Annotated in this window: 28 protein-coding genes and 2 riboswitches; of the genes, 15 read left to right on the top strand and 13 right to left on the bottom strand. The window is 69.8% G+C overall.

The features are described from left to right. Positions 1 to 207 precede the first annotated feature (207 nt). The 5 genes from AC07SQ_RS28080 to gcvP all read left to right on the top strand — a co-directional run bounded on the left by AC07SQ_RS28080 (position 208) and on the right by gcvP (position 6,193). Entirely contained in the window at positions 208 to 690 is a 483-nt protein-coding gene (locus AC07SQ_RS28080; protein ID WP_495273022.1) for a L,D-transpeptidase Cds6 family protein, read from the top strand. A 96-nt stretch (positions 691 to 786) separates the two neighbouring features. Next, positions 787 to 1,323, top strand: a complete 537-nt coding sequence (locus AC07SQ_RS28085) for a hypothetical protein (protein WP_495273021.1) — start codon at positions 787 to 789, stop codon at positions 1,321 to 1,323. A 31-nt stretch (positions 1,324 to 1,354) separates the two neighbouring features. After that, positions 1,355 to 1,445, top strand: a riboswitch (glycine riboswitch). Between the two features lie 12 nt (positions 1,446 to 1,457). Further along, positions 1,458 to 1,562, top strand: a riboswitch (glycine riboswitch). A gap of 47 nt (positions 1,563 to 1,609) precedes the next feature. After that, on the top strand, positions 1,610 to 2,782 hold the full coding sequence (gene gcvT / locus AC07SQ_RS28090; protein WP_495273020.1) for a glycine cleavage system aminomethyltransferase GcvT: 1,173 nt from the start codon (positions 1,610 to 1,612) through the stop codon (positions 2,780 to 2,782). A 71-nt stretch (positions 2,783 to 2,853) separates the two neighbouring features. Then, positions 2,854 to 3,225: a glycine cleavage system protein GcvH gene (gene gcvH / locus AC07SQ_RS28095; protein WP_062474411.1), complete on the top strand. Its 372-nt coding sequence runs from the start codon at positions 2,854 to 2,856 to the stop codon at positions 3,223 to 3,225. Between the two features lie 58 nt (positions 3,226 to 3,283). Then, positions 3,284 to 6,193: an aminomethyl-transferring glycine dehydrogenase gene (gcvP, locus tag AC07SQ_RS28100; protein ID WP_492726007.1), complete on the top strand. Its 2,910-nt coding sequence runs from the start codon at positions 3,284 to 3,286 to the stop codon at positions 6,191 to 6,193. 30 nt (positions 6,194 to 6,223) lie between these two features. Here the strand turns inward: gcvP and AC07SQ_RS28105 are convergent, their stop codons facing one another. The 3 genes from AC07SQ_RS28105 to AC07SQ_RS28115 all read right to left on the bottom strand — a co-directional run bounded on the left by AC07SQ_RS28105 (position 6,224) and on the right by AC07SQ_RS28115 (position 8,753). Continuing rightward, the gene (locus AC07SQ_RS28105; RefSeq protein ID WP_062474407.1) at positions 6,224 to 6,472 is read right to left on the bottom strand and encodes a hypothetical protein; all 249 of its coding nucleotides are present in this window, start codon (positions 6,470 to 6,472) and stop codon (positions 6,224 to 6,226) included. A gap of 108 nt (positions 6,473 to 6,580) precedes the next feature. After that, positions 6,581 to 7,492, bottom strand: coding sequence for a DUF3014 domain-containing protein (locus tag AC07SQ_RS28110; RefSeq protein ID WP_495273019.1), 912 nt, complete (start codon positions 7,490 to 7,492; stop codon positions 6,581 to 6,583). A gap of 142 nt (positions 7,493 to 7,634) precedes the next feature. Beyond that, the gene (locus AC07SQ_RS28115) at positions 7,635 to 8,753 is read right to left on the bottom strand and encodes a DUF2855 family protein (protein ID WP_495273018.1); all 1,119 of its coding nucleotides are present in this window, start codon (positions 8,751 to 8,753) and stop codon (positions 7,635 to 7,637) included. Between the two features lie 50 nt (positions 8,754 to 8,803). Between AC07SQ_RS28115 and AC07SQ_RS28120 the strand changes: the two genes are divergently transcribed. Beyond that, on the top strand, positions 8,804 to 9,424 hold the full coding sequence (locus tag AC07SQ_RS28120) for a TetR/AcrR family transcriptional regulator (RefSeq protein ID WP_495273017.1): 621 nt from the start codon (positions 8,804 to 8,806) through the stop codon (positions 9,422 to 9,424). Here AC07SQ_RS28120 and AC07SQ_RS28125 read toward each other — a convergent pair. From AC07SQ_RS28125 to AC07SQ_RS28145, 5 genes are all read right to left on the bottom strand, one after another. Further along, a complete protein-coding gene (locus AC07SQ_RS28125; RefSeq protein WP_070059384.1) occupies positions 9,399 to 10,076 on the bottom strand; it encodes an alpha/beta hydrolase in 678 nt (225 codons plus the stop codon). The two genes, AC07SQ_RS28120 and AC07SQ_RS28125, sit on opposite strands and share 26 nt — an antisense overlap. A 43-nt stretch (positions 10,077 to 10,119) precedes the next feature. Beyond that, positions 10,120 to 11,160 (bottom strand): NAD(P)H-dependent flavin oxidoreductase, encoded by a 1,041-nt coding sequence (locus AC07SQ_RS28130; RefSeq protein WP_495273016.1) that lies wholly within the window; start codon positions 11,158 to 11,160, stop codon positions 10,120 to 10,122. Positions 11,161 to 11,264: 104 nt separating this feature from the next. After that, positions 11,265 to 11,762 carry a hypothetical protein gene (locus AC07SQ_RS28135; RefSeq protein ID WP_495273015.1) on the bottom strand — a complete coding sequence of 166 codons (498 nt, stop codon included), beginning with the start codon at positions 11,760 to 11,762 and terminating at the stop codon, positions 11,265 to 11,267. 7 nt (positions 11,763 to 11,769) lie between these two features. Next, the gene (locus AC07SQ_RS28140; protein WP_062474398.1) at positions 11,770 to 13,071 is read right to left on the bottom strand and encodes a UDP-N-acetylglucosamine 1-carboxyvinyltransferase; all 1,302 of its coding nucleotides are present in this window, start codon (positions 13,069 to 13,071) and stop codon (positions 11,770 to 11,772) included. Between the two features lie 156 nt (positions 13,072 to 13,227). Next, positions 13,228 to 14,145, bottom strand: coding sequence for a protein NO VEIN domain-containing protein (locus tag AC07SQ_RS28145; RefSeq protein WP_495273014.1), 918 nt, complete (start codon positions 14,143 to 14,145; stop codon positions 13,228 to 13,230). Between the two features lie 111 nt (positions 14,146 to 14,256). Between AC07SQ_RS28145 and AC07SQ_RS28150 the strand changes: the two genes are divergently transcribed. Beyond that, the gene (locus tag AC07SQ_RS28150) at positions 14,257 to 14,976 is read left to right on the top strand and encodes a hypothetical protein (RefSeq protein WP_495273013.1); all 720 of its coding nucleotides are present in this window, start codon (positions 14,257 to 14,259) and stop codon (positions 14,974 to 14,976) included. Positions 14,977 to 14,987: 11 nt separating this feature from the next. On the opposite strand, the gene AC07SQ_RS28155 is transcribed toward AC07SQ_RS28150, so the two are convergent. Beyond that, positions 14,988 to 15,305, bottom strand: coding sequence for a hemagglutinin (locus tag AC07SQ_RS28155; protein WP_447743386.1), 318 nt, complete (start codon positions 15,303 to 15,305; stop codon positions 14,988 to 14,990). A gap of 109 nt (positions 15,306 to 15,414) precedes the next feature. On the opposite strand from AC07SQ_RS28155, the gene AC07SQ_RS28160 reads away from it, so the two are divergent. Continuing rightward, entirely contained in the window at positions 15,415 to 15,636 is a 222-nt protein-coding gene (locus AC07SQ_RS28160; protein WP_143599026.1) for a DUF7661 family protein, read from the top strand. Between the two features lie 11 nt (positions 15,637 to 15,647). Here the strand turns inward: AC07SQ_RS28160 and AC07SQ_RS28165 are convergent, their stop codons facing one another. Next, the gene (locus tag AC07SQ_RS28165; protein WP_495273012.1) at positions 15,648 to 15,917 is read right to left on the bottom strand and encodes a hypothetical protein; all 270 of its coding nucleotides are present in this window, start codon (positions 15,915 to 15,917) and stop codon (positions 15,648 to 15,650) included. Between the two features lie 107 nt (positions 15,918 to 16,024). Here AC07SQ_RS28165 and AC07SQ_RS28170 point away from each other — a divergent pair, with 107 nt between their 5' ends. The 3 genes from AC07SQ_RS28170 (at position 16,025) to AC07SQ_RS28180 (ending at position 20,170) form a co-directional block, all read left to right on the top strand. After that, complete coding sequence (locus tag AC07SQ_RS28170; protein ID WP_495273011.1) at positions 16,025 to 18,121, top strand: S8 family serine peptidase; 2,097 nt, start codon at positions 16,025 to 16,027, stop codon at positions 18,119 to 18,121. Between the two features lie 101 nt (positions 18,122 to 18,222). Continuing rightward, on the top strand, positions 18,223 to 18,474 hold the full coding sequence (locus tag AC07SQ_RS28175) for a cell division protein FtsQ/DivIB (RefSeq protein ID WP_070095020.1): 252 nt from the start codon (positions 18,223 to 18,225) through the stop codon (positions 18,472 to 18,474). A 91-nt stretch (positions 18,475 to 18,565) separates the two neighbouring features. Further along, positions 18,566 to 20,170, top strand: a complete 1,605-nt coding sequence (locus AC07SQ_RS28180) for a phospholipase D-like domain-containing protein (protein ID WP_495273010.1) — start codon at positions 18,566 to 18,568, stop codon at positions 20,168 to 20,170. On the opposite strand, the gene AC07SQ_RS28185 is transcribed toward AC07SQ_RS28180, so the two are convergent. Continuing rightward, complete coding sequence (locus AC07SQ_RS28185) at positions 20,161 to 21,147, bottom strand: LysR family transcriptional regulator (protein WP_495273009.1); 987 nt, start codon at positions 21,145 to 21,147, stop codon at positions 20,161 to 20,163. The genes AC07SQ_RS28180 and AC07SQ_RS28185 overlap by 10 nt on opposite strands. 128 nt (positions 21,148 to 21,275) lie before the next feature. On the opposite strand from AC07SQ_RS28185, the gene AC07SQ_RS28190 reads away from it, so the two are divergent. Together AC07SQ_RS28190 and AC07SQ_RS28195 are read left to right on the top strand one after the other, a co-directional pair. Then, positions 21,276 to 22,496, top strand: coding sequence for a M20 aminoacylase family protein (locus AC07SQ_RS28190; RefSeq protein WP_495273008.1), 1,221 nt, complete (start codon positions 21,276 to 21,278; stop codon positions 22,494 to 22,496). A 42-nt stretch (positions 22,497 to 22,538) separates the two neighbouring features. After that, positions 22,539 to 23,531 (top strand): Bug family tripartite tricarboxylate transporter substrate binding protein, encoded by a 993-nt coding sequence (locus tag AC07SQ_RS28195; RefSeq protein WP_493192662.1) that lies wholly within the window; start codon positions 22,539 to 22,541, stop codon positions 23,529 to 23,531. Positions 23,532 to 23,546: 15 nt separating this feature from the next. Here the strand turns inward: AC07SQ_RS28195 and AC07SQ_RS28200 are convergent, their stop codons facing one another. Then, positions 23,547 to 23,747 (bottom strand): hypothetical protein, encoded by a 201-nt coding sequence (locus tag AC07SQ_RS28200; protein WP_489057232.1) that lies wholly within the window; start codon positions 23,745 to 23,747, stop codon positions 23,547 to 23,549. Positions 23,748 to 23,904: 157 nt separating this feature from the next. Here AC07SQ_RS28200 and AC07SQ_RS28205 point away from each other — a divergent pair, with 157 nt between their 5' ends. Together AC07SQ_RS28205 and AC07SQ_RS28210 are read left to right on the top strand one after the other, a co-directional pair. Beyond that, positions 23,905 to 24,195 carry a hypothetical protein gene (locus AC07SQ_RS28205; RefSeq protein WP_062474377.1) on the top strand — a complete coding sequence of 97 codons (291 nt, stop codon included), beginning with the start codon at positions 23,905 to 23,907 and terminating at the stop codon, positions 24,193 to 24,195. 114 nt (positions 24,196 to 24,309) lie between these two features. Next, entirely contained in the window at positions 24,310 to 25,197 is an 888-nt protein-coding gene (locus AC07SQ_RS28210) for an amidohydrolase family protein (protein WP_369647512.1), read from the top strand. Positions 25,198 to 25,219: 22 nt separating this feature from the next. On the opposite strand, the gene AC07SQ_RS28215 is transcribed toward AC07SQ_RS28210, so the two are convergent. After that, the gene (locus AC07SQ_RS28215) at positions 25,220 to 25,975 is read right to left on the bottom strand and encodes a tRNA-uridine aminocarboxypropyltransferase (protein WP_495273007.1); all 756 of its coding nucleotides are present in this window, start codon (positions 25,973 to 25,975) and stop codon (positions 25,220 to 25,222) included. Positions 25,976 to 26,041 lie beyond the last annotated feature (66 nt).

The following is a 26,041-nucleotide window of genomic DNA, read 5'->3' on the forward strand; positions in this document are numbered from 1 at the left end:
TGCTTCCCGCAGCGAAATCAAGGAGGAGCCGAAGGCGGGGGACATTCGCGGAGGGAAGTACCCGGTGGCCTGTGCACACGCCCCGAACCACGGACCACCGAAATCCGTGGGCGATTCAACGCCGCACGCGCTCTCTTTCACTGCCAGAATCGACGCAAGCTTCGACGTCGAGCCTGACAGACAAGAAGAAGGAAAGAGAAGGACGCCATGCACCGAATCGTCGCCCAGGGCAGCAGCCTTGTCGCTGCCGGCTTGCTGGCCACCGCCGGTATCGCGGCCACGCCGGCCGCCGCGCCCGTTGCAGCCGTTGCACCAGCAGCCGCCCCCGCCAACCCCACCAATCCCGTCACCCACCTCGCCGAAGTGGAAACCGCCGTGCGCGCCTGGGCCGCCGCCTGGTCCGCGCGCGACGTGGAGCGCTACCTCGCGGCCTACGCGAGCGACTTCACCCCCGCGCGCGGCCAGACCCGCGAGCGCTGGGAGGCCGACCGGCGCGCCCGCATCACGGGCAAGTCGCGCATCAGCGTGGGCATCGAGGGGCTGGTGATCAGCGTCCAGGGCACCTCGGCCAGCGCGCAGTTCCGGCAGGTCTACAGCGCCGACGCGCTCACCGAGACCGACCGCAAGACCCTCGAGCTGCAGCGCGTGGGCACGCGCTGGCTGATCCGCAAGGAGAGCGCGGGCAACTGACGCGCACCCCCTTGTCCCTGTAAGGCAAATGGTTCACGAAGATGTCACCACTTGCAACGATGCTGCAGCCTTCGACCTCCGAAAGCTGTGGCCGCCATGTTCCCCACCAAGACCGAGAAGGCACGCGACGAACTCCAGGCCGGGCAGCGCACGCTCAGCCAGCGTGAGCGCGCCCTGCTGCTCATGGCCGACGGCCGGCGCTCGCTGACCGACTTCAGCCCGCTGTTCCCCAGCCGCGTCGAGGCCGAACAGGCGATCCACGGGCTGATGCAGCGCGGCTACCTGCAGGTCGCGCGCCCGGTCGCGCCGCCTCCCGCACCGGCCCCCACGCCCGTCCCCGCCGCCGAGCCGATCCAGGTCGCCACCTCGGCCGACAGCTTCGACGGCAAGCGCTCGCTGGCCACCACGCGCATGTTCCTGTTCGACATCTGCGAGCGCATGTTCGTGCGCCGCGACCCGCGCTTCGCCAACCAGATGCGCGACGCCCTGCGCGAGGCCCGCGACCGCGAGGCCATGCTGACCATCGCCGCGCTGATGCTCTCCGAGATCGAGAAGGCCGCCGGCCCCGAGCGCGCCGACTCGCTGCGCGAGCGCATCGACAAGCTGCTGCCGCCGGCCGAAACCGTGCACTGAGCCGCCAGCCCCGGCCCCGCGATCCACTACACTCGCCGGGTCAGGAGAGAGCCCCGCGCGACGGGGCCGCCGAAGGCGCAGGGGTTCCCCGAACGCTCAGGCAAAAGGACTGACAAGACGCCGGCAACCACCGGCGTTTCCTTGCTGGAGAGAGGCCGTGGCATTGCATGCGGCCCACCGAAGGAGCAAACCCCGATCGTGGGGCGAATCTCTCAGGTAAAGCGGACAGCAGGGGTGGCCCGTGGCGTTGCAGCCATGGATTTCGACTGCCCCTTTGGAGTGCCCCGTGGCTGCTTCCTCCGCTTCCGACGCCCAACTTCTCAAGACCCCGCTGTACGACCTCCACGTCGAGTTGGGCGCCCGCATGGTGCCCTTCGCCGGCTATTCGATGCCCGTGCAGTACCCCGCCGGCCTCATGGCCGAGCACAAGCACACGCGCGATGCGGCCGGCCTGTTCGACATCTCGCACATGGGCCAGCTGCGCCTGGTCGGCCCCGATGCCGCCGCCGCGTTCGAAACCCTGATGCCCGTCGACGTGGTCGATCTGCCCGCCGGCAAGCAGCGCTACGGCCTGCTGCTGAACGACGAGGGCGGCATCCTCGACGACCTGATGTTCTTCAACGAAGGCAACGGTTCGCTCTTCGTGATCGTGAACGGCGCCTGCAAGGTGGCCGACATCGCCCACATCCAGGCCAGGATCGGCGCGCGCTGCCAGGTGCAGCCCCTGCCCGACCACGCGCTGCTGGCACTGCAGGGCCCGCAGGCCGCCGTCACGCTGGCGCGCCTGTCGCCCGGCATCGAGCGCTTCGTGTTCATGACCGGCGGCGCGGTGCAGATCGGCGGCATCGCCGCCTTCGTCACCCGCAGCGGCTACACCGGCGAAGACGGCTTCGAGATTTCGGTGGCCGGCAAGGACGCCGACGCCCTCGCCCGCCTGCTGCTCGCACAGCCCGAGGTGAAGCCCGTCGGCCTGGGCGCGCGCAACTCGCTGCGGCTCGAAGCCGGCCTGTGCCTGTACGGCAACGACATCGACACCACCACCACCCCGGTCGAAGCCTCGCTCAACTGGGCCATCCAGAAGGTGCGCCGCGCGGGCGGTGCGCGCGAAGGCGGCTTCCCGGGCGCGGCCAAGGTGCTGGCCCAGCTGGCCGCCGTCGCCTCGGGCGCGGCCGGCCACACCGACCACAAGACGCTCACGCGCAAGCGCGTCGGCCTCGTGGCACTCGAACGCATCCCGGTGCGCGACGGCACGCTGCTGCAGTCGCTCGAAGGGCACGACATCGGCGCCGTCACCAGCGGCCTGCTCGGCCCCACGGCCGACCGCTGCGTGGCCATGGGCTACGTAGCCGCCGCCTTCGCCGAGCCCGGCACGCGCGTGCAGGCCATCGTGCGCGGCAAGCCGGTGCCGATGGAGGTCTCGACCATGCCTTTCGTGCCGACGCGCTACTACCGCGGCTGACCGCAACTCAACACCGCAGACCCGGCTAGGCTCTGCACCCCGATTCCATTTTTTCCACGAGGAGTTTTTTCATGAGCATCAAATACACCAAGGACCACGAATGGGTGGCGGCCGAAGGCGGCGCCGCCACCGTCGGCATCACCGTGCATGCGCAGGACGCGCTGGGCGACGTGGTGTTCGTCGACCTGCCTGAAGTGGGCAAGACCTTCGCGCAGGGCGAGGTCGCCGGTGTGGTCGAGTCGGTGAAGGCCGCCGCCGACGTGTTCATGCCCGTGTCGGGCGAGATCACCGAAGTGAACGAAGCGCTGCGCGCCGACCCGTCGCTGGCCAACAGCGACCCGCTGGCCGCCGGCTGGTTCTTCAAGGTCAAGCTGAGCGAGCCCGCGCAGCTCGACGCCCTGCTCGACGCCGCCAGCTACGACAAGTTCGCCGCCGAATCCTGATCCGCTGAACAGCAGCTTCCTCGCACCTTCGTTCCTTCTCCCCCGAGCCTTCACCGCCATGCCGATTCCCGCCCTTCCCTCTTTGCAAGAACTAGAGAACGCCGAAGAATTCCTCGCCCGCCACATCGGCATCGATGCGGCGGACGAGGCGCGCATGCTGCCGGTGATCGGCTCGGAAACGCGCGCGGAGCTCATCGACGGCATCGTGCCGGCGGCCATCCGCCGCGCCCGGCCGATGCGCCTGCCCGCGCCCGTCACCGAGGCCGACGCGCTGGCCGAGCTGAAGACGCTGGCGTCGAAGAACAAGGTGTTCAAGAGCTTCATCGGCCAGGGCTACTACGGCACGCACACGCCGGGCGTGATCCTGCGCAACATCCTGGAGAACCCCGCCTGGTACACCGCCTACACGCCCTACCAGGCCGAGATCTCGCAGGGCCGCATGGAAGCCCTGCTCAACTTCCAGACGATGGTGTGCGACCTCACGGGCATGGCCATCGCCAACGCCTCGATGCTCGACGAGGCCACGGCCGCCGCCGAGGCCATGACGCTCGCCAAGCGCAGCGTGAAGAGCAAGAGCAACGTCTTCCTCGTGTCGGGCGACTGCCACCCGCAGACCATCGAAGTCATCAAGACGCGCGCCGCGCCGCTGGGCATCGAGGTGAAGGTGAGCACCGTGTCGGAAACACTGCCGCACCTGATGGTGAGCGGCGAGTTCTTCGGCGTGCTCGCGCAGTACCCCGCCACCACCGGCCACGTGCACGATCTGCGCCCGCTCGCGGGCCACGCGCACCAGTGCGACGCCGCCTTCATCGTCGCGGCCGACCTGCTGGCGCTGACGCTGCTGGTCGCCCCCGGCGAGTTCGACGCCGACATCGTCTGCGGCACCACGCAGCGCTTCGGCATGCCGCTGTGCAACGGCGGCCCGCACGCCGCCTACCTGGCCTGCCGCGATTCGTTCAAGCGCTCGCTGCCCGGCCGCCTCGTCGGCGTGAGCGTCGATACGCACGGCCAGCCCGCCTACCGCCTTGCGCTGCAGACGCGCGAGCAGCACATCCGCCGCGAGAAGGCCACCTCGAACATCTGCACCGCGCAGGTGCTGCCGGCCGTGGTCGCCAGCATGTACGCCGTGTACCACGGCCCCGACGGCCTGACGCGCATCGCACAGCGCGTGGCCGTGCTCACCGCCATCCTCGCCAAGGGCCTGTCGCAGATGGGCCGCGAGCCGGTGAACACCACCGCCTTCGATTCGCTGACGATCCGCACCGGCGACGACACGGCCGCGATCATCGAGCGCGCACAGGCCGGCGGCGTCAACCTGCGCCAGCGCCTGCAGCAGCACCTGGGCATCTCGCTCGATGAAACCACGACGCGCGCCGACATCGAAACCCTGTGGGCCCTGTTCGTGCCCGCCGGCACCGCGATGCCGCGCTTCGACGAGCTGGCCGCCAACACCACGCCGCTGATTCCCGAAGACCTGCGCCGCACCAGCGCCTTCCTCACGCACCCGGTGTTCAACACCCACAAGAGCGAAACGGCGATGCTGCGCTACATCCGCAGCCTGTCGGACAAGGACCTCGCGCTCGACCGCAGCATGATCCCGCTGGGCAGCTGCACCATGAAGCTCAACGCGACCAGCGAGATGATCCCCATCACCTGGCCCGAGTTCGCCAACATCCACCCCTTCGCGCCCGCCGACCAGCTGCAGGGCTACGCCCAGCTCGACGCGCAGCTGCGCGCCTGGCTGTGCGAGGCCACCGGCTACGCGGGCATCAGCCTGCAGCCCAACGCGGGCTCGCAGGGCGAGTACGCGGGCCTGCTGGCCATCAAGTCCTTCCATGAAGCCAAGGGCCAGGGCCACCGCAACATCTGCCTGATTCCCTCCTCGGCGCACGGCACCAACCCGGCCAGCGCCCAGATGGTGGGCCTGCAGGTGGTGGTGACGGCCTGCGACGCGCAAGGCAACGTCGACATGGACGACCTCAAGCGCGCCTGCGAGAAGCACAGCGCCCACCTGGCCGCCGTGATGATCACTTACCCCAGCACGCACGGCGTGTTCGAGACCCGCGTGAAGGAGCTGTGCGAGCTCGTGCATGAACACGGTGGCCGCGTGTACGTCGACGGCGCCAACATGAACGCGCTGGTCGGCGTGGCCGCGCCGGGCGAGTTCGGCGGCGACGTGAGCCACCTGAACCTGCACAAGACCTTCTGCATCCCGCACGGCGGCGGCGGCCCGGGCGTCGGCCCGGTCTGCGTGGTCGAAGACCTCGTGCCCTACCTGCCGGGCCACGCCACGGCCGGCGTGCCCTCGAACGGCGTGGGCGCCGTGTCGGCCGCGCCGCTGGGCAATGCGGCCGTGCTGCCGATCAGCTGGATGTACTGCCGCATGATGGGCGCCAAGGGCCTGCAGGCCGCCACCGAAACGGCCATCCTCAGCGCCAACTACATCAGCGCCCGCCTGAAGGACCACTACCCCACGCTGTACGCGAGCCCCAACGGCCACGTCGCGCACGAGTGCATCCTCGACCTGCGTCCGCTCAAGGACACCAGCGGCGTCACCGCCGAAGACGTGGCCAAGCGCCTCATCGACTACGGCTTCCACGCGCCCACGCTGAGCTTCCCCGTGCCCGGCACGCTGATGGTGGAGCCCACCGAAAGCGAACCGCTGGCCGAGCTCGACCGTTTCGTCGACGCGATGATCGCCATCCGCGGCGAGATCCGCCGCGTGGAAGAAGGCGTCTGGTCGAAGGACGACAACCCGCTCAAGCACGCGCCGCACACCGCCGCCAGCCTGCTCGGCACGGAGTGGAGCCACCCCTACTCGCGCGAACTCGGCGCGTTCCCGCTGGCCGAACTCAAGCAGGCCAAGTACTGGCCGCCGATCGGGCGCGTCGACAACGTCTACGGCGACCGCAACCTGTTCTGCAGCTGCGTGCCGGTGGGCGAGTACCAGGAAACCGAAGAGGCCTGACGAAGGCGCGGCGGCGCAAGCCGCCCGCGTTCAGCCTTCGCGCCGGTACATCGCCCACTTCACGGTGAGCAGGTCCGCGGCGATCTTCGCGGCGTTCACGCCCGCGTAGGTTTCGGACGGATCGAACGCGAAGGCCGCCTGGTAGCGCTTGATGTGCGCGTAGTCCCGATCGAAGGTCATCGGGCCCATGAGTTCGGTCGGGTCGGTGCCGGCGGGAAGCGCCAGGAATTTCCCGGGGTCGGTGGTGCTCTGGTAAAGATCGACGCTCATCAGGTTCATGGCTTGCCCTCGAAGTCGTAGGCGCAAATCATCTCGACCCTTCGCGCCGCATGCAATCGGCCCGCGCCTACAGGGCGTGCAGGCGGGGCGCTGTCAGTGCATCACGCCTCAGGGCTGCTTCTTCTTCGCGATCTCGCCGGTGGCGATCTGCGCGCGCAGCCCGCGCAGGCTGGCCTTCATCTTGCGCTCGTTCTCGGGCCCCATGCGCACCAGGATCTTCTGGCCGGCCGAGAGCGATTCGAGCTTCGGGTCGGCGTATTCGTAGCGCACCCAGGGCCGCTGCGAGGGGATGTCGCCCTTCACCTCGACCAGCTTCACCTGCACCGGCCCCGTGGGCTCGGGCGCCTGCAGCAGGTGGTCGATCACGGCGATGAAGCGGTCGTTGAAGTAGCGGCCCGGATAGCCCAGCTCTTCGTACGCCTGCTGGAACAGCGGGTACAGCCGCGCATACACCGCCGCGGCCTTGGCCGGATCGACAGCCCCGGCCAGCATCACGATGCCGTTGTAGCGCGCGGAGTTGTTCGCCGCGATGGTCTGCACGCCGCCCTGCTGCGGCCCGTCGGTGATGAAGCGCTGCGGCGCGGGCTGCACCGGCCACTTGCTGGCGGGTGCCTGCTCGCGCGGCAGGTTGTCGACCGTGGCGACGAAGCGCCGCACCACGCCGTCGGACTGCAGGTAGGCCGCCACGGCCTTGCCGCCCAGCAGCTCGGTGAGCGCCTTCATCACGCGCGCATCGGAACTGGCCAGTGCGGGCAACGCGGCATCGGGCGGGGCCAGCGCCTCGACCGGGTTCTGCGGGCCCTTCGGCTCTTCCACCTTGGGCGGCTCGGGGGGCGCGTCGTTCGGGGCGACGGCCACGGGCGCGGTCGGCAGCGGCGCCAGTTGCTGCTGCTGGTACCAGCGCCAGCCGAAATACGCCGCCACCAGCACGACCAGCGCCAGGCCGACGATGGTGCCCATCGGCGCTTCCTTGCGGGGTCGGAATTCGGGGGTGTCGCGGGGGGAGTCGGCGTCGGACATGGGCGGTTTCCTTTTGCGGGATGGCAGTGGGGAGACGAAAGGCAATGGTGCACCAGGATGGCCTGCACGGCCCGCACGATCGCCACGTTCTCGTAACCCCCTGTGACGCCCCACCCGCGCCGAAGTTCAGTCGCCCAGCCCGTCACGCGCCGCCAATGCGCACCACATGCGCCTCGCGCGGATCGACGCGGCCCGCGTGCAGGTCGGCGATCACGGCCTGCGCATGCGCGAAGCCGCGGCCCTGCGCCAGCGTCATCCAGCGGTTGCCCGGCCGGCTCAGCTCGGCGATGAAGCGGCCCTGCGCGTCGTTGAAGCGGCGGTTGACCTCCTGCGGGCCCCAATCGGCATTGCGCTTGCGGATCTGCACGGGCGCGAAGTAGAGCTTGGGCGTGGGGCCGGGCAGCGCGCTGGTGTCGCCCAGGAATTCGGTCTTCTGCGCCGAGCCCGCATAGCAGTCGTACACCAGCGCGTCGCCGAAGTGGCGGTGCACGGTGGCGCGCAGGTCGTCGTGGCCCGCGAAGTCGACGTACAGCGTGGGCACGTCGGCCGCGAGCGTGGCGATCTCGCCGTAGGCCACCGTGCGGTCGTAGCAGCCCAGCGCCTCGACGAAGGCGCGGTTGCCTTCCGAGGTGGCGGCGATCAGCTGCAGGCCCTCGCGGCGGCCGAGGCAGAAGGCCGTGCCGAACGCCGTCTTGCTCGATGCGCTCGACACCACCACCTGCGTCGCGCCGAAGAAGGCGTTGTCTTCGAGAAAGTCGGCCAGCATGAACGAGGTGATGAACAGCGGGCGCACCAGCATCTGGTAGTCCTCCAGCGCGGCGACGTAGCCCGCGTCGTGGCTGCAGCGCATGTACTGGTTGTAGGCCGACACCAGTTCGCTGCGGTGCGCCGCGCCGTCGTAGAAGCCGCGCGGTGTCACGCGCACCGGCTGCATGCGCAGGTGGCTCGCAATGGGAAAGTAGCCGTAGAAGCGCTCGCCCACCGCCACGCCTTCCACGTTCGATGCCACCACGTCGGCAAAGCCCCAGGCCGGCATGTGGCCCCAGTCGGCATCGCCGGTGGGGAAGAACTGCCAGTACTTCATCACCGCATCGCCGAAGGCCGCGTAGGTGATGTTGTTGGTGGTGAGCGAGAAGCGCTCGATCTGCATCAGCACCTCGCCCGGCTGCAGGCTGCCGGCGTCTTCCGAAGTGACGATGCGGGTGGTTCCGAGTGCGTTCTTGCGCGTTTCGAGGCGGGTTAAAGTGAATGCGTTGTTCATTCGCAAACTGTAGGACGGCCCGCTTCGCCGCGGGTTCGGAAACCCGGTCCATGCCCGCCGCACCCCGCTCCAAGCCCCTGAAACGCCCCACGCAGGCGCGCGGCAAGTTCACCGTGCAGGCCATCTACGACGCCTTTGTTCGGATTTGGCGCACACAGGGCTGGGAGGGCGTGACCACGCGCGCCGTGGCGCTCGAAACCGGCATCGCGATCGGCACCTTCTACGACTACTTTCCCGACAAGGAAGCCCTGCTCTCGGGCTATGTGCGCCACTGCGTCGAGGCGCTGCTCGCGCGGCTCGACGCGGACGTGATCGCGCCACCCGACATCGACTGGCGCGAACGCACGCAGCGCCTCGTGCGCCTCACCTGCGACACGCGCATCGACGGCTTGCCCGCCTTCGACCACGAAATGCTGATGCTCGAGCACCGCGTGGCCGAGCCCAAGCACCACCGGCGCGTGTACGACGAACTGCTCGCACGCTGGACGCAGGCCTTCACCGCCTGCCGCGACCTGCAGCCGCCGCCCTCGCCCGCCACCGTGCAGGCGCTGCTGACCGCGGCCTGGGGCGGGCGCCGCTACCGGCTGCTGGTGCAGCCCGACGACGCGGCGGGGGATGCCTGGATCGACGAGATGGAAGCGATGGTCAGGGCGCGGCTGTTGGCGCGCTGAGCGCCTGCAGCCACGCCAGCGTGCCCTGCAGCTCGGCCGGGCGGATCTCGTGCGCGCCCGGGAAGTCCGAACCCGACAGCGCCAGCGGCAACCCGCGCGCCAGCTCGCGCGTGGCCTGTGCGGCGCTCGGCGGAATCACGTTGTCGGCGCTGCCGTGGCTCACCCACAGCGCCTTGCCCGCGAAGGCCTCGGGCGGCGCGATGTGCGGCACCACCTCGGGCAGCAGCCGGCTGTGCCACACCAGCGCGGCGCGCAGCTTCTCGGGCTGCGTGAGCAGCAGCGACAGCGACATGATCCCGCCCTGGCTGAAGCCGCCGACCACCACGCGCTCGGGCGGGATGCCCAGCTGCTGCGACGCCGACGTGACCATCTCGCCGATGAGGAAGCGGCTTTCGCGCTCCTGTTCTTCGTCGATGCGGCGCCCGCCGTCGGCCAGCACCTGGAACTCGAACCACGCGTAGGAACCGGGCGACAGCACATACGGCGCGCGCAGGCTCAGCACGTGGAACTGCGGCGGCATCATGCGCGCCAGGCCGAACAGGTCCTGCTCGTTGCTGCCCACGCCGTGCATCAGCACGAGCAGCCAGGGTTCAGGGCCGCCCGAGGGTGCGGGGTGGTGCAGGAACTGCAGGGGCAGATGGAGCGATGTCATGGGGCGGAAGGGTTTCGAAAAAATGACGGACGAATGGCGCGGCTCAGCGAAAGCCCTTGGCCAGCGCCCGCGTGACCTCGGCCGAGGACACCTCGCGGCAGCCGGTGGCGTTCTGCCCCGACCACAGCGGAGAAAAATCGCCGCTGCCCTGCGCCTCGGCCTTGGCGCGCAGCGGCGCGATGCCCGAGGTGGCGAGCGGAAATTCCGGCGCCGGACCGATGGACCCCAGCTCGCGCATCACGCGGTTGACGATGCCGCGCGCCGGCCGGCCGGTGAACAGGTTGGTGAGCGCCGTGTGGCGCGCGGCCTCGCTCTTCAGCGCCGCGCGGTGCAGCGCGCTGGTCATGGCCTCGGGCGTCAGCAGGTAGGCCGTGCCGACCTGCACGCCGGCCGCGCCCAGCGCCATGGCCGCGGCCACCCCGTCGGCATCCGCGATGCCGCCGGCGGCGATCACCGGCACCTTCAGCGCACGCACCAGCTGCGGCAGCAGCGCGAAGGTGCCGAGCTGCTTCGTGAGGTCGTGCGACAGGAAGTGGCCGCGGTGCCCGCCGGCCTCCAGCCCCTGCGCGATGACCGCGTCGACGCCCTTCGCCTCGAGCCACAGCGCCTCGTCGACGGTGGTGGCCGAAACCAGCACCTTCGCGCCCCAGCCGCGCACCTTGGCCAGCAGCGGCTCGGGCGGCAGCCCGAAATGGAAGCTCACCACCGGCGGCTTGAACTCGGCCAGCAGGTCGGCCACCTCGGCGCTGAAGGGGTTGCGCCCGGGGCCGGTCGGGATGCCCGCGGGGTCGATGCCGAACTCGGCGTAGTACGGCCCCAGCGCAGCGCGCCAGGCAGCCTCGCGTGCCTCGTCCGGCGTGGGCGGTGTGTGGGCGAAGAAATTGACGTTGAAGGGCTTGTCGGTGCCCGCGCGGATCGCCGCGAGTTCGCTGCGCATCGCGTCGGGGCCGAGCATCGCGCACGGCAGCGACCCCAGCGCGCCCTCGTTGCACACCGCGATCGCCATCGCGCTGGCCTGCGCGCCGGCCATCGGCGCCTGGATCAATGGAAGTTCGGTGCCGAGGATCTGTTGCAACGTCGTCATTCGGGGTGCGCTCCTGTGTCCGTGTGTCGAATGCACGGCATTGTCCGGCCAAGCCGTTGAGCGCGGCGCCCGCGGGGTCATCGCGGGCGCAGCCGCCCGCTGGCTCAGCGCGCCTTGCCGAAGTCCTTCAGCTTGAAATCGGTGTCGTCCTGGTAGCCGTACAGGCGGCACACCGCGCGGAAGTCGTCCACCGCAAAGCCGGCCCAGGTGTAGTTGCGGGCGCGGCGGCCCGTCTGGCGGTTCTGCACGTCGAAGGACAGCGAGGCCTTCGGCTCCGGCAGGTTGATCGTCTTGTGCAGGCTGGGCACGAACTTGAAATCTTGCGTCTCGAAGCGCTTGGAGGCACCGAGTGCCGTGCGCACGACGATGGCCTCGGGCGTGAACTCGTAGCGCGACACGAACAGGTAGTCGCGCCGCACCGCGACGATGACCACGAGCGCCAGCAGCAGCGTCACCGCATAGAACAGCGGCGTGTTGATCGTGCGGTCGACCAGGAAGCGGTAGGCGTAGTTGAACACCAGCGAGGTCAGGCCGACCATCAGCACCAGCTGCCCGAGCTGCATCAGCAGCCACTTGGCCTTGTTCGAGACGGAAACGATCACGGCCGCTTCACTCCTCGCTGGTCCACTCCACCTGCACGCCCAGGCTGCGCAGGTTTTCCACGAAGCGCGGATGCGCGCGCCGGATCGGCGTGGCGTTGCGGATCTCGGACTTGCCCTCGATGCTCGCGGCCACCATGAACAGCGCGATCGCCACGCGGATGATGTAGGGGCTCTCGACCACCGCCGGCGTGAGCGCGTGGCCGCCGAAGGTGATGAGCCGGTGCGGGTCGGACGAGAACACGTGCGCGCCGAACTTCGACAGCTCGCCGGTCCAGCCCAGCGCACCGTCGTACACCTTGTTCCAGAACATCGCGTTGCCCTGCGCGCGCACGCCCAGCGCAATGAAGATCGGCAGCAGGTCGACCGGGAAGTACGGCCACGGCGCGGCCTCCACCTTGGTGAGCACGTTGCTGGTGAACGGCGTCTGCACCTTCAGCGGGCCGCTGCGGATGGCGCGCGACCAGCCGTCGGCATGCTCGATCTGCACGCCGAACTTGGCAAAGGTGCGGTCGATGAGCGGAAAGTTGCCCGGCGCGCTGTTGCGCACCACGACGTCGCCGCCGGTGATCGCGCCCAGCGCCAGGAAGGTGGTGATCTCGTGGAAGTCTTCGTCGAAGCGGAACTCGCCGCCGCCCAGCGCGCCGCCGCCATGCACCGTGAGCCGCGAGGTGCCCATGCCCTCGATGCGCACGCCGATCATGGCCATGAAGCGGCAGAACTCCTGCACGTGCGGCTCCGAGGCCGCGTTGGTGAGCGTCGAGGTGCCGCCCGCGGCGGCCGCGCACAGCACGAAGTTCTCGGTGGTCGTCACCGAGGCGTAGTCGAGCCAGTGGTCGGTGGGCGTGAGGCGGCCGGGGGCGTACACCAGCAGCGAGCCCTCGGTGCGCTCCACCTGGCCGCCGAAGCGCTGGAACACCTCCACGTGCGGATCGATCTCGCGCACGCCCAGCGTGCAGCCCTTGACGTTGTCTTCCAGCCGCGCCACGCCGAAGCGCGCCAGCAGCGGCGGCACCAGCATGATCGACGAGCGCATTTCCTCGGGCAGGCGGTGGAGCGCCGCATCGAAGGTGGTGGCGCGGTGGTGCAGTTCGAGCGTGCCGCTCTCGTGGTCCATGCGGACCTCGCTGCCCAGCGTGCGGAAGATGTCGAGGATCTTGCGCACGTCGGTGATGTCGGGCACCCCGTGCAGCCGCAGCGGTTCGCCGGTGAGCAAGGTGGCGCACAGCACCGGCAGCACCGCGTTCTTGTTGGCGGAGGGAATGATGCGGCCGCGAAGGGGCGTACCGCCGTGCACGATGAGGTTGGACATGAAAGGGGGCGAACAGAGGGGCGAAGGCACGAACTGTTCGCGCCGGACGGCGGAACTTTACCGTTGGAAACGACGGGTTTCCGGGGGCTCAGTTGTAAGAATTTGGAAACGCCCGCGGCGCGCCGGTGCGGCCGCGGTGTTTGCCTGGGAGGCCCGTCAGGCCTTGCGCTGGAAACCTGGCGCCTGGTCGACTTCGGTCGGCTTGTAGATCTTGTGCGCTGCCGTCGCGCTGCCCGCGTCGGCCACCACCAGCAGGCGCCACAGCGGCTCGCGCACGGCGCACAGGCTTTCGTCGGGCGTGAGCGCGAAGGTCGGCAGCGCCGGGGCGGTGCCCTTCACGACCACCTTGAGCAGCATCGCGCCCTTGGCGTTCGACACCTCGATGTCGTAGCCCAGCGCCTTGCTGGTGACGTCTTCCGCGTTGTAGCCGTAGCCCTTGAAGTGGCCCATGACATAGGCCATGGCGGCGGCCTGCACGGCGTCCGTCGTGGTCGGGCCGGCCGGGGCCGCGTCGGCGTCGTCGGCCGCCGGCACGCCGCCACGGGCCTTCGCGGCCGTGATGTCGGCCTCGGTCGGCACCCAGCCGCGCGCACCGCGCACCAGCACGGCGAGCTGTTGTTCGGGCTCCCAGCTCGCGACGTGCCATTCGGCGTCGTCGCGCACGCGGGTCGACACCTTGGCGCTCTTGTTGCTCTCGAGCTCGGCGATGGCGACGCGGTTGGTCTGCAGCACGGCGCGGAAGCCCTGGCCGGCGTCGAAGGTGCGCTTGAGCAGGGCCAGGCGGTCCTTGGCGCGCTGCGCCTGCTGGGCGCTGCGCACGCCGCCGCCGGGGCGGCGCTGGGCGTCGAGCGATTCCAGGTAGAACCAGCGGCCACCGGCCGCCACGCTCACGTACTCGCCCCAGATGGTGGCGATGACGTTGTCGCCGGTGGCGAGCCAGGCGTGCTCGAACGGCTTGTCGCGTGCGTCGAACACCCCCATCTTGGCGACGATTTCGACCGGCGTGAGGCGCGGTCCGGAGAGCCGCATCTCATCGATGGCGGCGAGCACGGAGGGGTCGACTTCCTTGTCCATTCAGCGGAATTCTGGCGAGTTGGGAGGGGGTGGGAGTATGCCGCATCGGCCGTCGCTCCCCGGTGCCCGGCGCCGCGCCGCGTGTACCCTCCGTGCCTTGAAAGCCCCCGCATGCACGACCTGCTGACCTCCTATTTCTGGCACGGCGACACGCTGCGCAGCCGCAGCGTGAGCGGCATCGTGCACGCGGCCCTGCTCGACGTGCCCGAGCCCCCGGCGCGCCTCGTGGCCGACTGGCAGCGGGAGATCGCCACGAACGTGCCGCTCGAACCCGGCGATGTCGAGCCCATGCCGCTGGCCCGCGCACGCACGCGCTGGCCCGACTACGCGCAGTGCGTGCAGGCGATGTCCGGCTGGCTCGGCACGCTCGGCCTGCCCGCCTCGCTGCTGCCCGCCAGCGACGTCGCCCTGATGGCCTGCCGCGGCGCCCGCTACCACCACGACGGCGCACAGTACGGCGGCGCGGCCTTCTGCAATCTCTTTCTCAGCGAAGACAAGGGCCTGGACGTGCATTTCCCCGTCACGGGCCATCGCATCGCGCTCACGCGGGGCACGGCCCTGCTGTTCGACACGGGCCAGCCCCACGCGGTCGTGCCGCGCGGCAGCGACCACGGCTTCGATGCAGCCGATTTCCCGTCTTCGATCGATCGCACGCAGCTGTTCCTGACCTGGGAGCTGTCGATCGAAGACGCGCAGGTGGCACGCCTGCTGGGCGTCGGCTTCGATGTCGATCCGCTCACCGCGTCGCGGCTCGATGAAGAACAGGTGCGGGTGAACGGCGAACCGGCACAGGTCTGCGCGAACTCCGGCCGCTGGCTCAGCGGCACGTAGCGAACGAACGATCAATCACCCTGGCGGTAGTGAGTCCCCGGCCGCGCCGCCGAATCGATGATGTCCCGCCACGACTTTCCCGCGCTGCGCAGTTGCTCGATCGACGGGCCCAGCGTGTTGCCGTAGCGGCTGTGCGACCTGGCTTCGAGGGCCTGCAGCTCGTGCGAGGGCGTCAGCGCGCGGTAATGCAGCTTGAGATCGTCCCGCTGCGCGAAGATCCAGCGCGCCACCTGTTCTTCACTCACACCGTCGGCCAGCATCCGCGCAGCGGCAGGCCCCAGCTCGGCCACGGCCGCTTCGTAGGTCTTGCGTACGTTGAGGTCTGCCATGCGGACTCTGGAGTGGATGTGACGGGCGATTCGGCCCATTGTGCATACGACGAGGGCGCTACAGTGGCTGTCCCCTCATCTCTTTTCGTGCATGCCCGGAGCCCCGACGATGCGCCACCTCTTCAATGTGTTCGGCCGCACCCTGCGCGTCGAAATGACCGACGCCCGCTGGCGCAGCCACTGGGTCGGTGCCGACGGAAAACTGGGCCTCGCCCAGCTCGCGATTCCGCCGGACGTGGCGCCGGCCGACCTGGCGCAGTACCTCTACGACATCTACCACGAGAACGCGACGCCGACGAACGGCGATGTCTTCGAGATCGGGGCGAAGTGAGCCCGGCGCGGCTATCGCTGCGCGGCCTTCGATGACGCGCGCAACATCAGCCAGGCCACGCCGCCGAACGCCAGCACGAACACCAACAGCGGCCCCACCTCCCGGGCCCTGAAGCCCTCGCTCACGAGGTTGCCAAGCAAGGTCCACGGCACCAGCGGAAACGCGAGCAGCACCACCACCGCAGGCACATGCGCGTGCAGCGGAAAAAGAACCAGCGCAAGGCCGGTCGACAGCAGGCTCGCCACCAGGTACGCGAGCAGAAGCTTGAACACCACTTTCATGCGGCGATTCTGACCGCCTCCTTGCCCAAGCCGGGGTGACAGATGACACGGCAATCTGCTACACCTCGCGGTACCCACCCGTCCCCCTGCGCAAGGAGATCCGACCGATGGCCCCAGCCAAGAAGCGCGTCGCCGCGAAGAAGCAAACGCCCGCTGATACGAAAGTCCCCAGGATGCCGCACGGGGTGCTGACGCCGGCGCTGTCGTCCGGCAGCGTGCGGCTCCATGTGACCGGGCAGATCAAGCTGCTCAACAGCTGGGTCGACCTCCCGCCCGAGATGGCCGCCGCGATGGTGGCGCAGTCGGCCCACGCCGATGCGCCCGCCGCGGGCCACCTGCCGGGCGAAGCCTCCCCCGCCCTCACCGCCGCGCTTGCCGGCACGGCCGACGCGCTGTGCACGCGGCTCTCGCCGGTGTCGACCTTCGGGCTCGCGCAATTGCAGCGCCTGCCGATGGACGTCGAGACCTCGATGGACCCGCGCCTCCAACTGGCGGTGATGAACCGCCGCGCGGGCAAGCAGAGCATGCCCATCTCGTCCGCCGATGGCGATTCGGTGCCGGTGGTGGCGCGCGTGACCAGCCATGCCGAGTGGGCCGACATTCCCGACGTCGATGCGGGTTCCGACATCGGCACCGCCGACGACGGCACGGTGCTCGTCACGGGCCGCATTCCGCTGGGCAAGGCCGAGGCGATCCGCCAGCATCCGGCCGTGCTCAGCATGAAGGCCTCGCAGCCGGTGCTGCCGGCGCTGAACAACACCATCGCGTCGATGGGCGTGCAGGCCGACAACCCCGCGCTCGCCGGCACGGCGGGCGGCGCCGGCGTGGTGATCGGCGTGGTCGATTCGGGCGGCGACTTCGCGCACCAGAACTTCCTGAAGGCCAACGGCAAGACGCGCCTGCTGGCGCTGTGGCAGCAGGGCGCGCCGGCCAAGGCCAACAGCCCCTACGGCTACGGCCGGCTCTTCGAGGCGGCCGACATCGACAAGGCGCTGAAGAAGGCCGACCCGTACAAGGCGCTGGGCTACGACCCCGGCGCGGGCATGCCGGGCAGCCCGGGTTCGCACGGCACGCATGTGATGGACATCGCCGGCGGCAACGGCCGGGGCTCGCTGCAACCCGGCGTGGCGCCGAAGGCCGACCTGATCTTCGTCGAGATGTCGGCCCGCGACATCGCCTGGACCGGCCACAACGCCGTGTTCAGCTCCTTCGGCGATTCGGTGCAGATGCTCGAGGCGGTGAAGTTCATCTTCGACCGCGCCGGCGACAGGCCCTGCGTCGTCAACCTGAGCCTGGGCACCAACGGCGGCCCGCACGACGGCACCTCGCTGGTCGAGCAGGGCTTCGACGCGCTCGTGTCGCAAAAGCCCAACCGCGCGATCGTGCTGGCGGCCGGCAATTCGCAGGAAGACAACACGCACACGGCGGGCACCGTGCCCGGCAACGGGCACCTCGATGTGTCGTGGACCCTGGTCAACGGCAAGGGCGGCGAGTTCGAGCTCTGGTACGGCGGCAGCCAGCGCTTGCGCGCCGAGCTGCTGGGCCCCGACGGCGAGGTGCTGGCCAGCGTCGCACCGGGAGAAAACTTTCCGCTCGGCGCGGGCAACGGCGAGATCGCCGCGTTCCTCAGCAGCCGCATCACCGACCCGAACAACAAGGACAACGTGATCGGCATCTGGCTCGCACCCAACTGGCCCGACGGCGAGTTCAAGGTGCGGCTGCACGCCCTGGCCGCCGACGACGTGCCGTTCCACGCCTGGCTCGAGCGCCTGGACAGCGGCCAGTCGTACTTCGGCCAGCCGGTGAAGTCGCACCTGCTGGGCTCGCTGTCGACAGGAAAACTGTCGATCGTGGTCGGCGCGTACGACGCCCGCAAGACGGGCGAGCCCGCCGCCAGCTTCTCGAGCGCGGGCCCGACGCGCGACGGCCGGCCCAAGCCCGAGGTCAGCGCACCCGGCGTACAGGTGAAGGCCGCGCAGTCGCGCACGAAGGACGGCATGGTGAAGAAGTCGGGCACCAGCATGGCGGCGCCGGCGGTGACGGGGCTGGTCGCGCTGATGCTGGCCAAGGCTCACAAAGCGGGCAAGAAGCTGACCATCGCCGACATCCGCGCCAGGCTGAAGGCGGGCGTCAAGCCCGGCGCCGGTCCGGCCGGCTGGGACCCGCAACGCGGCGACGGCCGGGCCAGCAGCGGCGCGATCTGACGATCCACCCGAAGACCTCGCCATGACCCCCACGCCCGGTGCGGTTGTGCCGAACCCGAGCGGGGGGTGTAATCTGTGCTTTCGCCCCCATCTGCCCTCTCATGCCCATCGATTTGCGCTCGCTCAAGAAGCTCGACTTTTCGGCCGCCCCCGCGCCGGTGTCGGGCGAGCGCGTCGTCGTGCTGGTCAAGCTGTGCGAGGGCGCCGAGCGCCCGGACTACATCGCCGCGCGCGCCGACATCTCGCCGGGCCTGTTCTCGGCGGAGATTCCGCTGGACAAGCTCCAGCAGCTCGAAGCCGATCCGGCCGTCGAGTCGGTCGAGCTGTCGCGCCGGCTGCCCAACATATCCTGACACGCGCCCCACCCGGGTCGCTGCCTTCGCGCATGCCATGCCGGCAGGCGCCCGCACACGCGTGCCCCACCACCCAGCCCAAGGAGCTTCCATGAAAGTGCTCGACGATGCCGCGCGCGCGGCGGTCCGGTCGGTGATCGCCACCCACCAGGCGCAGTTGGCCGCCCTGCCCGGCTACGTGGCGGCGGAGCCGGGCTTTCCGCTGGTCGACGGCCGCTTCCTGCGCGAGCCCGCGGTGATCGTGCTGGTCGACCGCAAGCGGCCCTTGTCGGAGGTGCCCGTGGCCGAGCGCGCGCCCCGGCAGCTCGGCCCGTACCGCGTCTGCGTGATGCAGGCCGATCCCGCGCGGCAGCTGGCCGCCAGCGCGGACTTCGAGGACACGGTGAACGCGCTCGCCGAAGCGGCCGTCGGCCTCGTCTACAAGCCGCCTGCGGGCCAGCCCATCGACAAGGTCTACAACGTGAAACAGCCCTTCCTGTGCCACGTCGGCCCCGATGCGGGGTGGCCGGTGCTGCGGCCTTTTCTCGAAGGCACGACGCGTTCGCTGTCGGTGGCGATGTACGACTTCAACGCCGACCACATCGCGCAGGTCTTCATCGACCTCGTGCGCGACGGCGGCATCGCGGCGGCGCTGAGCTGGGACGACGGCATGACGAAAGAAGAACAGGTCATCCGCAAGAAGCTGCGCAAGCTGCAGCAGGAGGCCGACTTCACCGCCTGGCTCGTGCAGTGCGGCAAGGGCCGCCGCTTCGCCAGCGCGTACCACGAGAAAGTGGCGGTGCGCGACCACAAGGCCTTCTGGCTGTCGAGTGGCAACTGGAGCAAGCGCAGCCAGCCCGACATCGACCCCGTGGCCACGCCCGCGCAGGCCAAGGGCATGTTCAGCAAGGGCAACCGCGAGTGGCACGTGATCTGCAGCGACGGCGTGCTCTCGAAGGTGTTCGAGAAGTACATCCTGCACGACCTCAAGGCCTCCGAGAAGGAAGAAGCCGACGGCGCGGCCGACGCGGCGCTGGACGTGGCGCCCAAGCTCACATTGCCCGACGTGTTCGTGCCGCTGGACCACCTGCTGGAACAGGCCGTGGCCTTCGCGGGGCCGGTGGTGCCGGTCGAACCCGCACGGCTGCCCGCGGTGAAGACCACGGTGAAAGTGCAGCCCGTGCTCACGCCGGACAACTACCTGCCGCACATCAACGCGCTCATCGACAGCGCGCAGACCTCGCTGTACCTGCAGTTCGCGTACATCACCTGGAGCGATGCCGACAAGGACGCCGACTTTCGCGCGCTGCTGCGCAAGCTGGCGCAGCGCAGCACCGAGCCGGACCTCGACCTGCGCATCATCCTGGGCAGCACCAGCGCGGCCGACAACATCCGCAAGCTGGTCGAGGCAGGTTGCAACCAGGACGTGTTCCGCGTCCAGGGCAGCATCCACAACAAGGGCATCATCGTGGACGGCCAGGCGGTGCTGGTGAGCAGCACCAACTGGTCGGGCGACGGCGTGCTGCGCAACCGCGACGCCGGACTGATCATCCACAACGAAGAAGTGGCGCAGTACTACCAGCAGGTCTTTCTCGACGACTGGGACTCGCGCGCCAAAAGCCGCGTGGACGACGATCCGCCGGTGACGCTGGCCTCAGCCGGTGCGCCCACGCCACCGGGCATGGTGCGCATGTCGTGGAGCGACTATCACGGGTGAGGCAACGGGCCGTCCGGTGCCGCCTCGATGAAATCCACCGAGTGCAGCACCCGCCGCAGCTCCGGATCGTCCGAGGCCTGCCACGCCGGCAGTTGCGCCAGGAAGTGCGCGATGAAGCGCGCCGCCGCATGCGACGGCGCCTCCTGCGCGCGGCGCACGATGCCCACGACGTTGCTGTGGAAGCGCTCGCGCAGCTGCAGGGTCACGAGCGCATGGCGCAGGCTCTCGGTTTCCACCAGCGGCCAGGGGCAGAAGGTGAGCATGTCGGTCTTGCGCACGAGGCCCAGCATCATCGACGGCGAATGGGCCAGCTGGATGCGCTGCACCGGCGCGGCCAGGCCATGCTGGCGGAACAGGTTGTCCAGAAAGCTCGCGCCCTCGCCCGGCGTGAAGTTGAGCACCCAGTCGTCCTGCAGCAGCTCGGCCATCGACTGCGCACTGGCCCGCGGGTGGCCGCGGCGCGCCACCACCGTCATGTCGTAGCGGAACAGCGGTTGCGCCTGCAGCCCCTGCATGGCCTCGTCGGGGCCGATGCGGCCGATCAGCAGGTCCAGGCTGCCTTCGCGCAGCCGCGGGTAGCTGAGCGCCGACAGGCCGTCGAACATCTCGAGCTGCACGTGCGGCAGTTCCTCGCGAAACAGCGACACCACGCGCGGCAGCAGGGTCTGCGTGATCCAGGGCGTGATGGCCACGGTCAGGCGCTGCTGCGCGCCGGTGTCGCGGTGGCGTGAGAGCGTGTCTTCGGCCTGGCGCAGCTGCGCCAGCACGCGCTGCGCATGCTCCAGCAACTCCAGGCCGGCCGGCGTGAAGGCGATGCCGCCGCCGTGGCGCGTGAACAGCGCCACCTGCGCATGCGCCTCGAGTTCGCGCAGGCCCTGCGTGACCGTGGCCTGGGTGACGCCCAGTGCCCGCGCGGCGGCGCGGATGCTGCCTTCGGAGGCGACGGCGGCGAGATAGCGGAGCTGGTGCAGCTTCATGGCGGCCGATTATCCGCAGCCGCGCGCGGCGACAGGCTGCGCCCGCCCCCGCATGGCGGCGCCTGTCTGCCCCGGCGGGCAGCGAATTCCTAGACTCGCCGCAAGACAGCAAGGAGACAGATTCCCCCATGACGACCTACACCGTCGACAACGCCGCCGCCCTCGAGAGCGTGCTGCCCGCCGTGCGCGAGGTCGCGCCCGAGATGGTCGGCCTGCGCCACCGCATCCACGCCCACCCCGAGCTGGCCTACGAAGAGCACGTCACCAGCGAGCTGGTGGCCACGCGCCTGGCCGACTGGGGCTACGAGGTGCACCGCGGCCTGGCCGGCACCGGTGTGGTCGCCACGCTGCAATGCGGCACGGGCACGCGGCGCCTGGGCCTGCGCGCCGACATGGACGCGCTGCCGATCCAGGAAACGACCGGCCTGCCCTACGCCAGCCAGGTGCCCGGCAAGATGCACGCCTGCGGCCACGACGGCCACACCAGCATCCTGCTGGCCGCCGCGCGCGTCATCGCGCAGGAGCGCGGCTTCGACGGCACGTTGCACCTGATCTTCCAGCCGGCCGAGGAAGGCCTGGGCGGCGGGCGCCGCATGGTCGAAGAAGGCCTGTTCGAGCGTTTTCCCTGCGACGCCATCTTCGCGCTGCACAACATGCCCGGCTTTCCGGCCGGCAAGTTCGGCTTCAAGGAAGGCTCGTTCATGGCCTCGTCCGACTCGGTGACGATCACGGTGACGGGGCGCGGCGGACACGGCTCGGCGCCGCACCTGTCGGCCGACCCGGTGGTGGCGGCGGCGCACATCGTCGTGGCGCTGCAGACCATCGTGTCGCGCAACGTCGACCCGCGCGAGATGGCGGTGGTGTCGGTGGGCGCGATCCACGGCGGCGACGCCCCCAACGTGATTGCCGACAGCGTGCAGCTGCGCCTCACGGTGCGCGCCTACCGCCCCGAGATCCGCGCCATGCTGCGCGAACGCATCACCGAGCTTGCGCAGGCGCAGGCCGTCACGCTCGGCGTGAAGGCCGAGGTGGACTACCACTGGCGCTACCCCGCGCTGGTGAACGACGAGGAATCCACCCGCTTCGCACGGCAGGTCGCACGCGACTGGCTGGGCGACGACGGCCTGCTGCCGCCGCTGGCGCCGCTCACGGGCAGCGAAGACTTCTCCTTCATGCTGGAGCGCTGCCCCGGCAGCTACCTGATCGTGGGCAACGGCGAAGGCGAGCACCACCGCACCGGCGGCTGCATGGTCCACAACCCCGGCTACGACTTCAACGACGCGATCCTGCCGATCGCGGCCAGCTACTGGGTGCAGCTGGTACGCCGCTTCCTCGCCGCGCAGGCCTGAGCGGGCCTTTTCCTTTTCCCACTTCCCCGTACTGGAACCGCGATGACCCGTCTTGCTTCTTCCGTTTCGCGCCGCGTGGCTTTGAGTGCGCTCGGCGCCGCAGCCTTCTGTGCCGCCGCCCCCGCGTTCGCGCAGGGTACCTACCCCGCCAAGCCCATCAAGCTGCTCGTCGGCTACGCGCCGGGCGGCTCGGTCGACATGGCCGCGCGCGTGGCGGCGGACATCCTGTCGGCCAAGCTCGGCGCGACGGTGGTGGTCGAGAACGTGACCGGCGCCGCGGGCGTGGTCGCGGCGCAGCGCGCGGTGAGCAGCCCGGCCGACGGCTACACGCTGCTGGCCGGCTCCAGCAACGAGATGGCGGCCACGGTGCTGGTGAACCCGGCGCAGCGCTACGACCCGGTGAAAGACCTAACCCCGGTCAGCCTGCTCGCCTTCGCGCCCGTGCTGCTGGTGGCGAGTCCGAAGGTGGGCGTGAAGAACCTCGACGAGTTCATCGCGCTGGCCAAGCGCAACCCCGGCAAGTACAGCTACGGCAGCTCGGGCGTGGGCTCGACGCTGCACTTCGTGGGCGAGCAGATCAAGCAGCGCGCGGGCCTGTTCCTCACGCACATTCCCTACCGCGGCACCGCGCCGCTCACGAGCGACCTGGTCGGCGGCACGCTCGACTTCGCGATCGTGTCGCCCACCGCCGCGGCGCCCTTCCTGCAGGGCGGGCGGATCGTGCCGCTGGGTGTCTCGTCGGCCAAGCGCTTTCCCGGCCTGCCGCAGGTGCCGGCGCTCGGCGAGCATCCGCAGCTGAAGGGCTATGAGCTGAGCGGCTGGTTCGCGCTCGCGGGCCCGAAGGACCTGCCCGCGCCCATCGTGCAGAGCCTGCGCGCGGCGCTGCAGGCCGGCTTGGCCGACCCGGCGATCCGCCGACGGCTGGAAGAAGGCGGCTCCATTCCCGCCACGGGCAAGGAAGACCTCGGGCAGATCATGCGCGAGGACACGGCCAAGTACGCGACGCTGGTGAAGTTCGCGAACATGCGCGACTGAGGCCCGCCGGCCGTTTCAGCGCGGGGCATCGCCGCCCTGGCGCTCCTCCACCCACCACTTCGCCTGCGCGGCATTCATCGCGCGCGCGTTGACAATCATTTCCTCGATCTGCGCACGCGTGGCCGGTGAATCGACCATCCACGCGGTCTGCACGGCCTGCGCGGGCCCGCCTTCGGCGAGCCGGTATTCCAGACAAAAACGAACCTCATTGCTCATCGGTGATCGAACCCTCTCTCTTCGCCACCGATTCTGTCTGACTCAAGTGAAACAGAACGCTTCTTCGATGCGTCGCAGCCACAGGAATCGATGGCGTTTTGAAGCCATTCGTTCACAATGATTGCACCGTTGTTGCAGCGGAAAGGAGTGTGAAACCATGTTCGACTTCTTGTTTCGGCCCACCCACACGGCCTATTTGAAACGTGCCTCGGCACTGCTCGAAGAGGCGCAGATGGCACGCATCGAACACCAGGCTGCCGCAGAGCATCACAGCGCCCTCGCCCGCATGTACGCGGAACGTGCCCGGCGGCTCGAGAACGAGCTGTACCGGCAACCGCGCGCCGCGGAGCACGGCACCGAGGCAGTGGCGGTCGCGGTGGAAGACCGCCCGCAGCTGTACTCGCTGGATGGCAGCCGCAAGGCGACGACGCACCCGGCCGGCAGCTGACGCCGGCCCGCGCGATCGCCTCGAGGTCGCGCCCGGCGACAAGGGCGCGGCTGTGCCGATGCGGTGATCTGTGGTGATGTAATCCGGCTCCCCGGCCCTCACCGCGAGAACCCTATGCGCTTCATTGTCTGCATCGCCGCCTGCGCGGCCCTGGCCCTGTCCCAAGCCCACGGGCAAACCGCCGCGCCGTACGACGGCCCGCTGTTCGACACCCACCTGCACTACAACCAGGAAGCCTGGGACGGCACCGCCGGCCCCTTCCCGCCCACCGAAGCGCTCGCGCGCATGCAGCGCAACCAGGTGAAGGCCATCATCGCGAACTCGCGGCCCAATGCCGGCACGCAGACCCTGGCCGCCGCGCGCGAAACCCGCGCCGCCGGCGTCACCGTGGTGCCCTTCGTGCGCCTGTACCGCAACCGCGACGACTACAACAACTGGTTCCGCGACGAAAGCATCCACGAGATGGTGCTGGCCGAACTGGCGCGCGGCACGGCCAGCGGCCCCTACCGCGGGCTCGGCGAATTCCACCTGTACGAGAGCGCCAACGCCAACGGCCCCGTCGCGAAGAAATTGATCGCGCTGGCCGAGGAGAAAAAACTCGCCGTGCTCGCGCACGTGGACGACGTGGCCGTCGACCTGCTGATGGCGAACGCGCCGTCGAAGGGCCGCGCGCTGCGCCTCATCTGGGCCCACACCGGCATCGGCGGCACGCCGGTCGAGCGCGTGCAGGCGATGCTGGAGCGCTACCCGCTGCTGATGGGCGAACTCTCGTACCGCCCCGGCCTGACCTGCGAGGACGGTCGCCTGTGCCCCGAGTGGCGCGCGCTGATCCTCAAGCACCCCGATCGCTTCATGGTCGGCTCCGACACCTGGGTCAACCAGCGCTGGAGCGCCTACGACGAGATCATGCGCGGCTACCGCACCTGGCTGGGCGACCTGCCGCCCGCCGTGGCGCAGCGCATCGCCTGGGGCAACGCGGCGGCGCTGTTCGACCTGCGCTGAGGCATCGCCCGCGCAAGCGGGCTCAGGCGACCTGATCGCGCCGCGCGGCCACCTCGCGCAGCCGCTGGTGCGCGGCGCCGTCCCACGCCACCGGCTGCTGGTTCTTCGCGCACAGGTAGTGGTGCGTGAACACGCCCAGGTAGGCGTCCAGCGTCTGCTGCGCGGCCTGCTCGCCGGCCAGGTCCATGCACATCGCCGCCACCTCGCTGGTGCAGAAGTGGTCGCCGCGGCCGGAGTTGCGCAGCTTGTACTGCGTGATCTGCTCGGGCTGCAGGCTCAGCACCGGCAGCCGGTCGAGGTAAGGGCTGCGGCGAAACATCTTGCGGGCCTCGCCCCAGGTGGCGTCGAACAGGATGAAGAGCGGACGTTTCGCGCTGCCGCCACCAGCTGCATCAGGCGATGCAGGAACGCTCAGCACCACGCGCTCGGGCGCCGCGTACTGCCCCGGGAACACCACGTAGGGTTGCCATTGCGGGTCGTTCAACAGCGCCAGCAGCGCGGGATCGGTCTCGGTGCGGGCCCAGCCGAAGGCGAAGGTGTCGGGCACCACATCGGCCACCAGCCACCCCGTGTTGGTGGGCTTGAGCGGCTCGATGTCGGCCATGAGCAGGCACACCCCCGCGCGCGTGGCCACCGGAGGACGCACGGCGCACATGCAATGGCTGGGCACCAGCCGGCAGCCCGCACAGCGCTCGCGCTTGAAACCGCCACGGGCAAGAAAGGGCTTGGCGCTGCGCGCGAGGCGCGCGGCGCGAAGGAGGGAGACGGCGTGAGGCATGCGCCGATTCTCGGTGGCGTGGCCGTCGCAAGGCGGCCCCTGCCCTCACCGAGGCTGAGGCGATGC

Source organism: Variovorax sp. GW821-FHT06D12 (assembly GCF_059419205.1).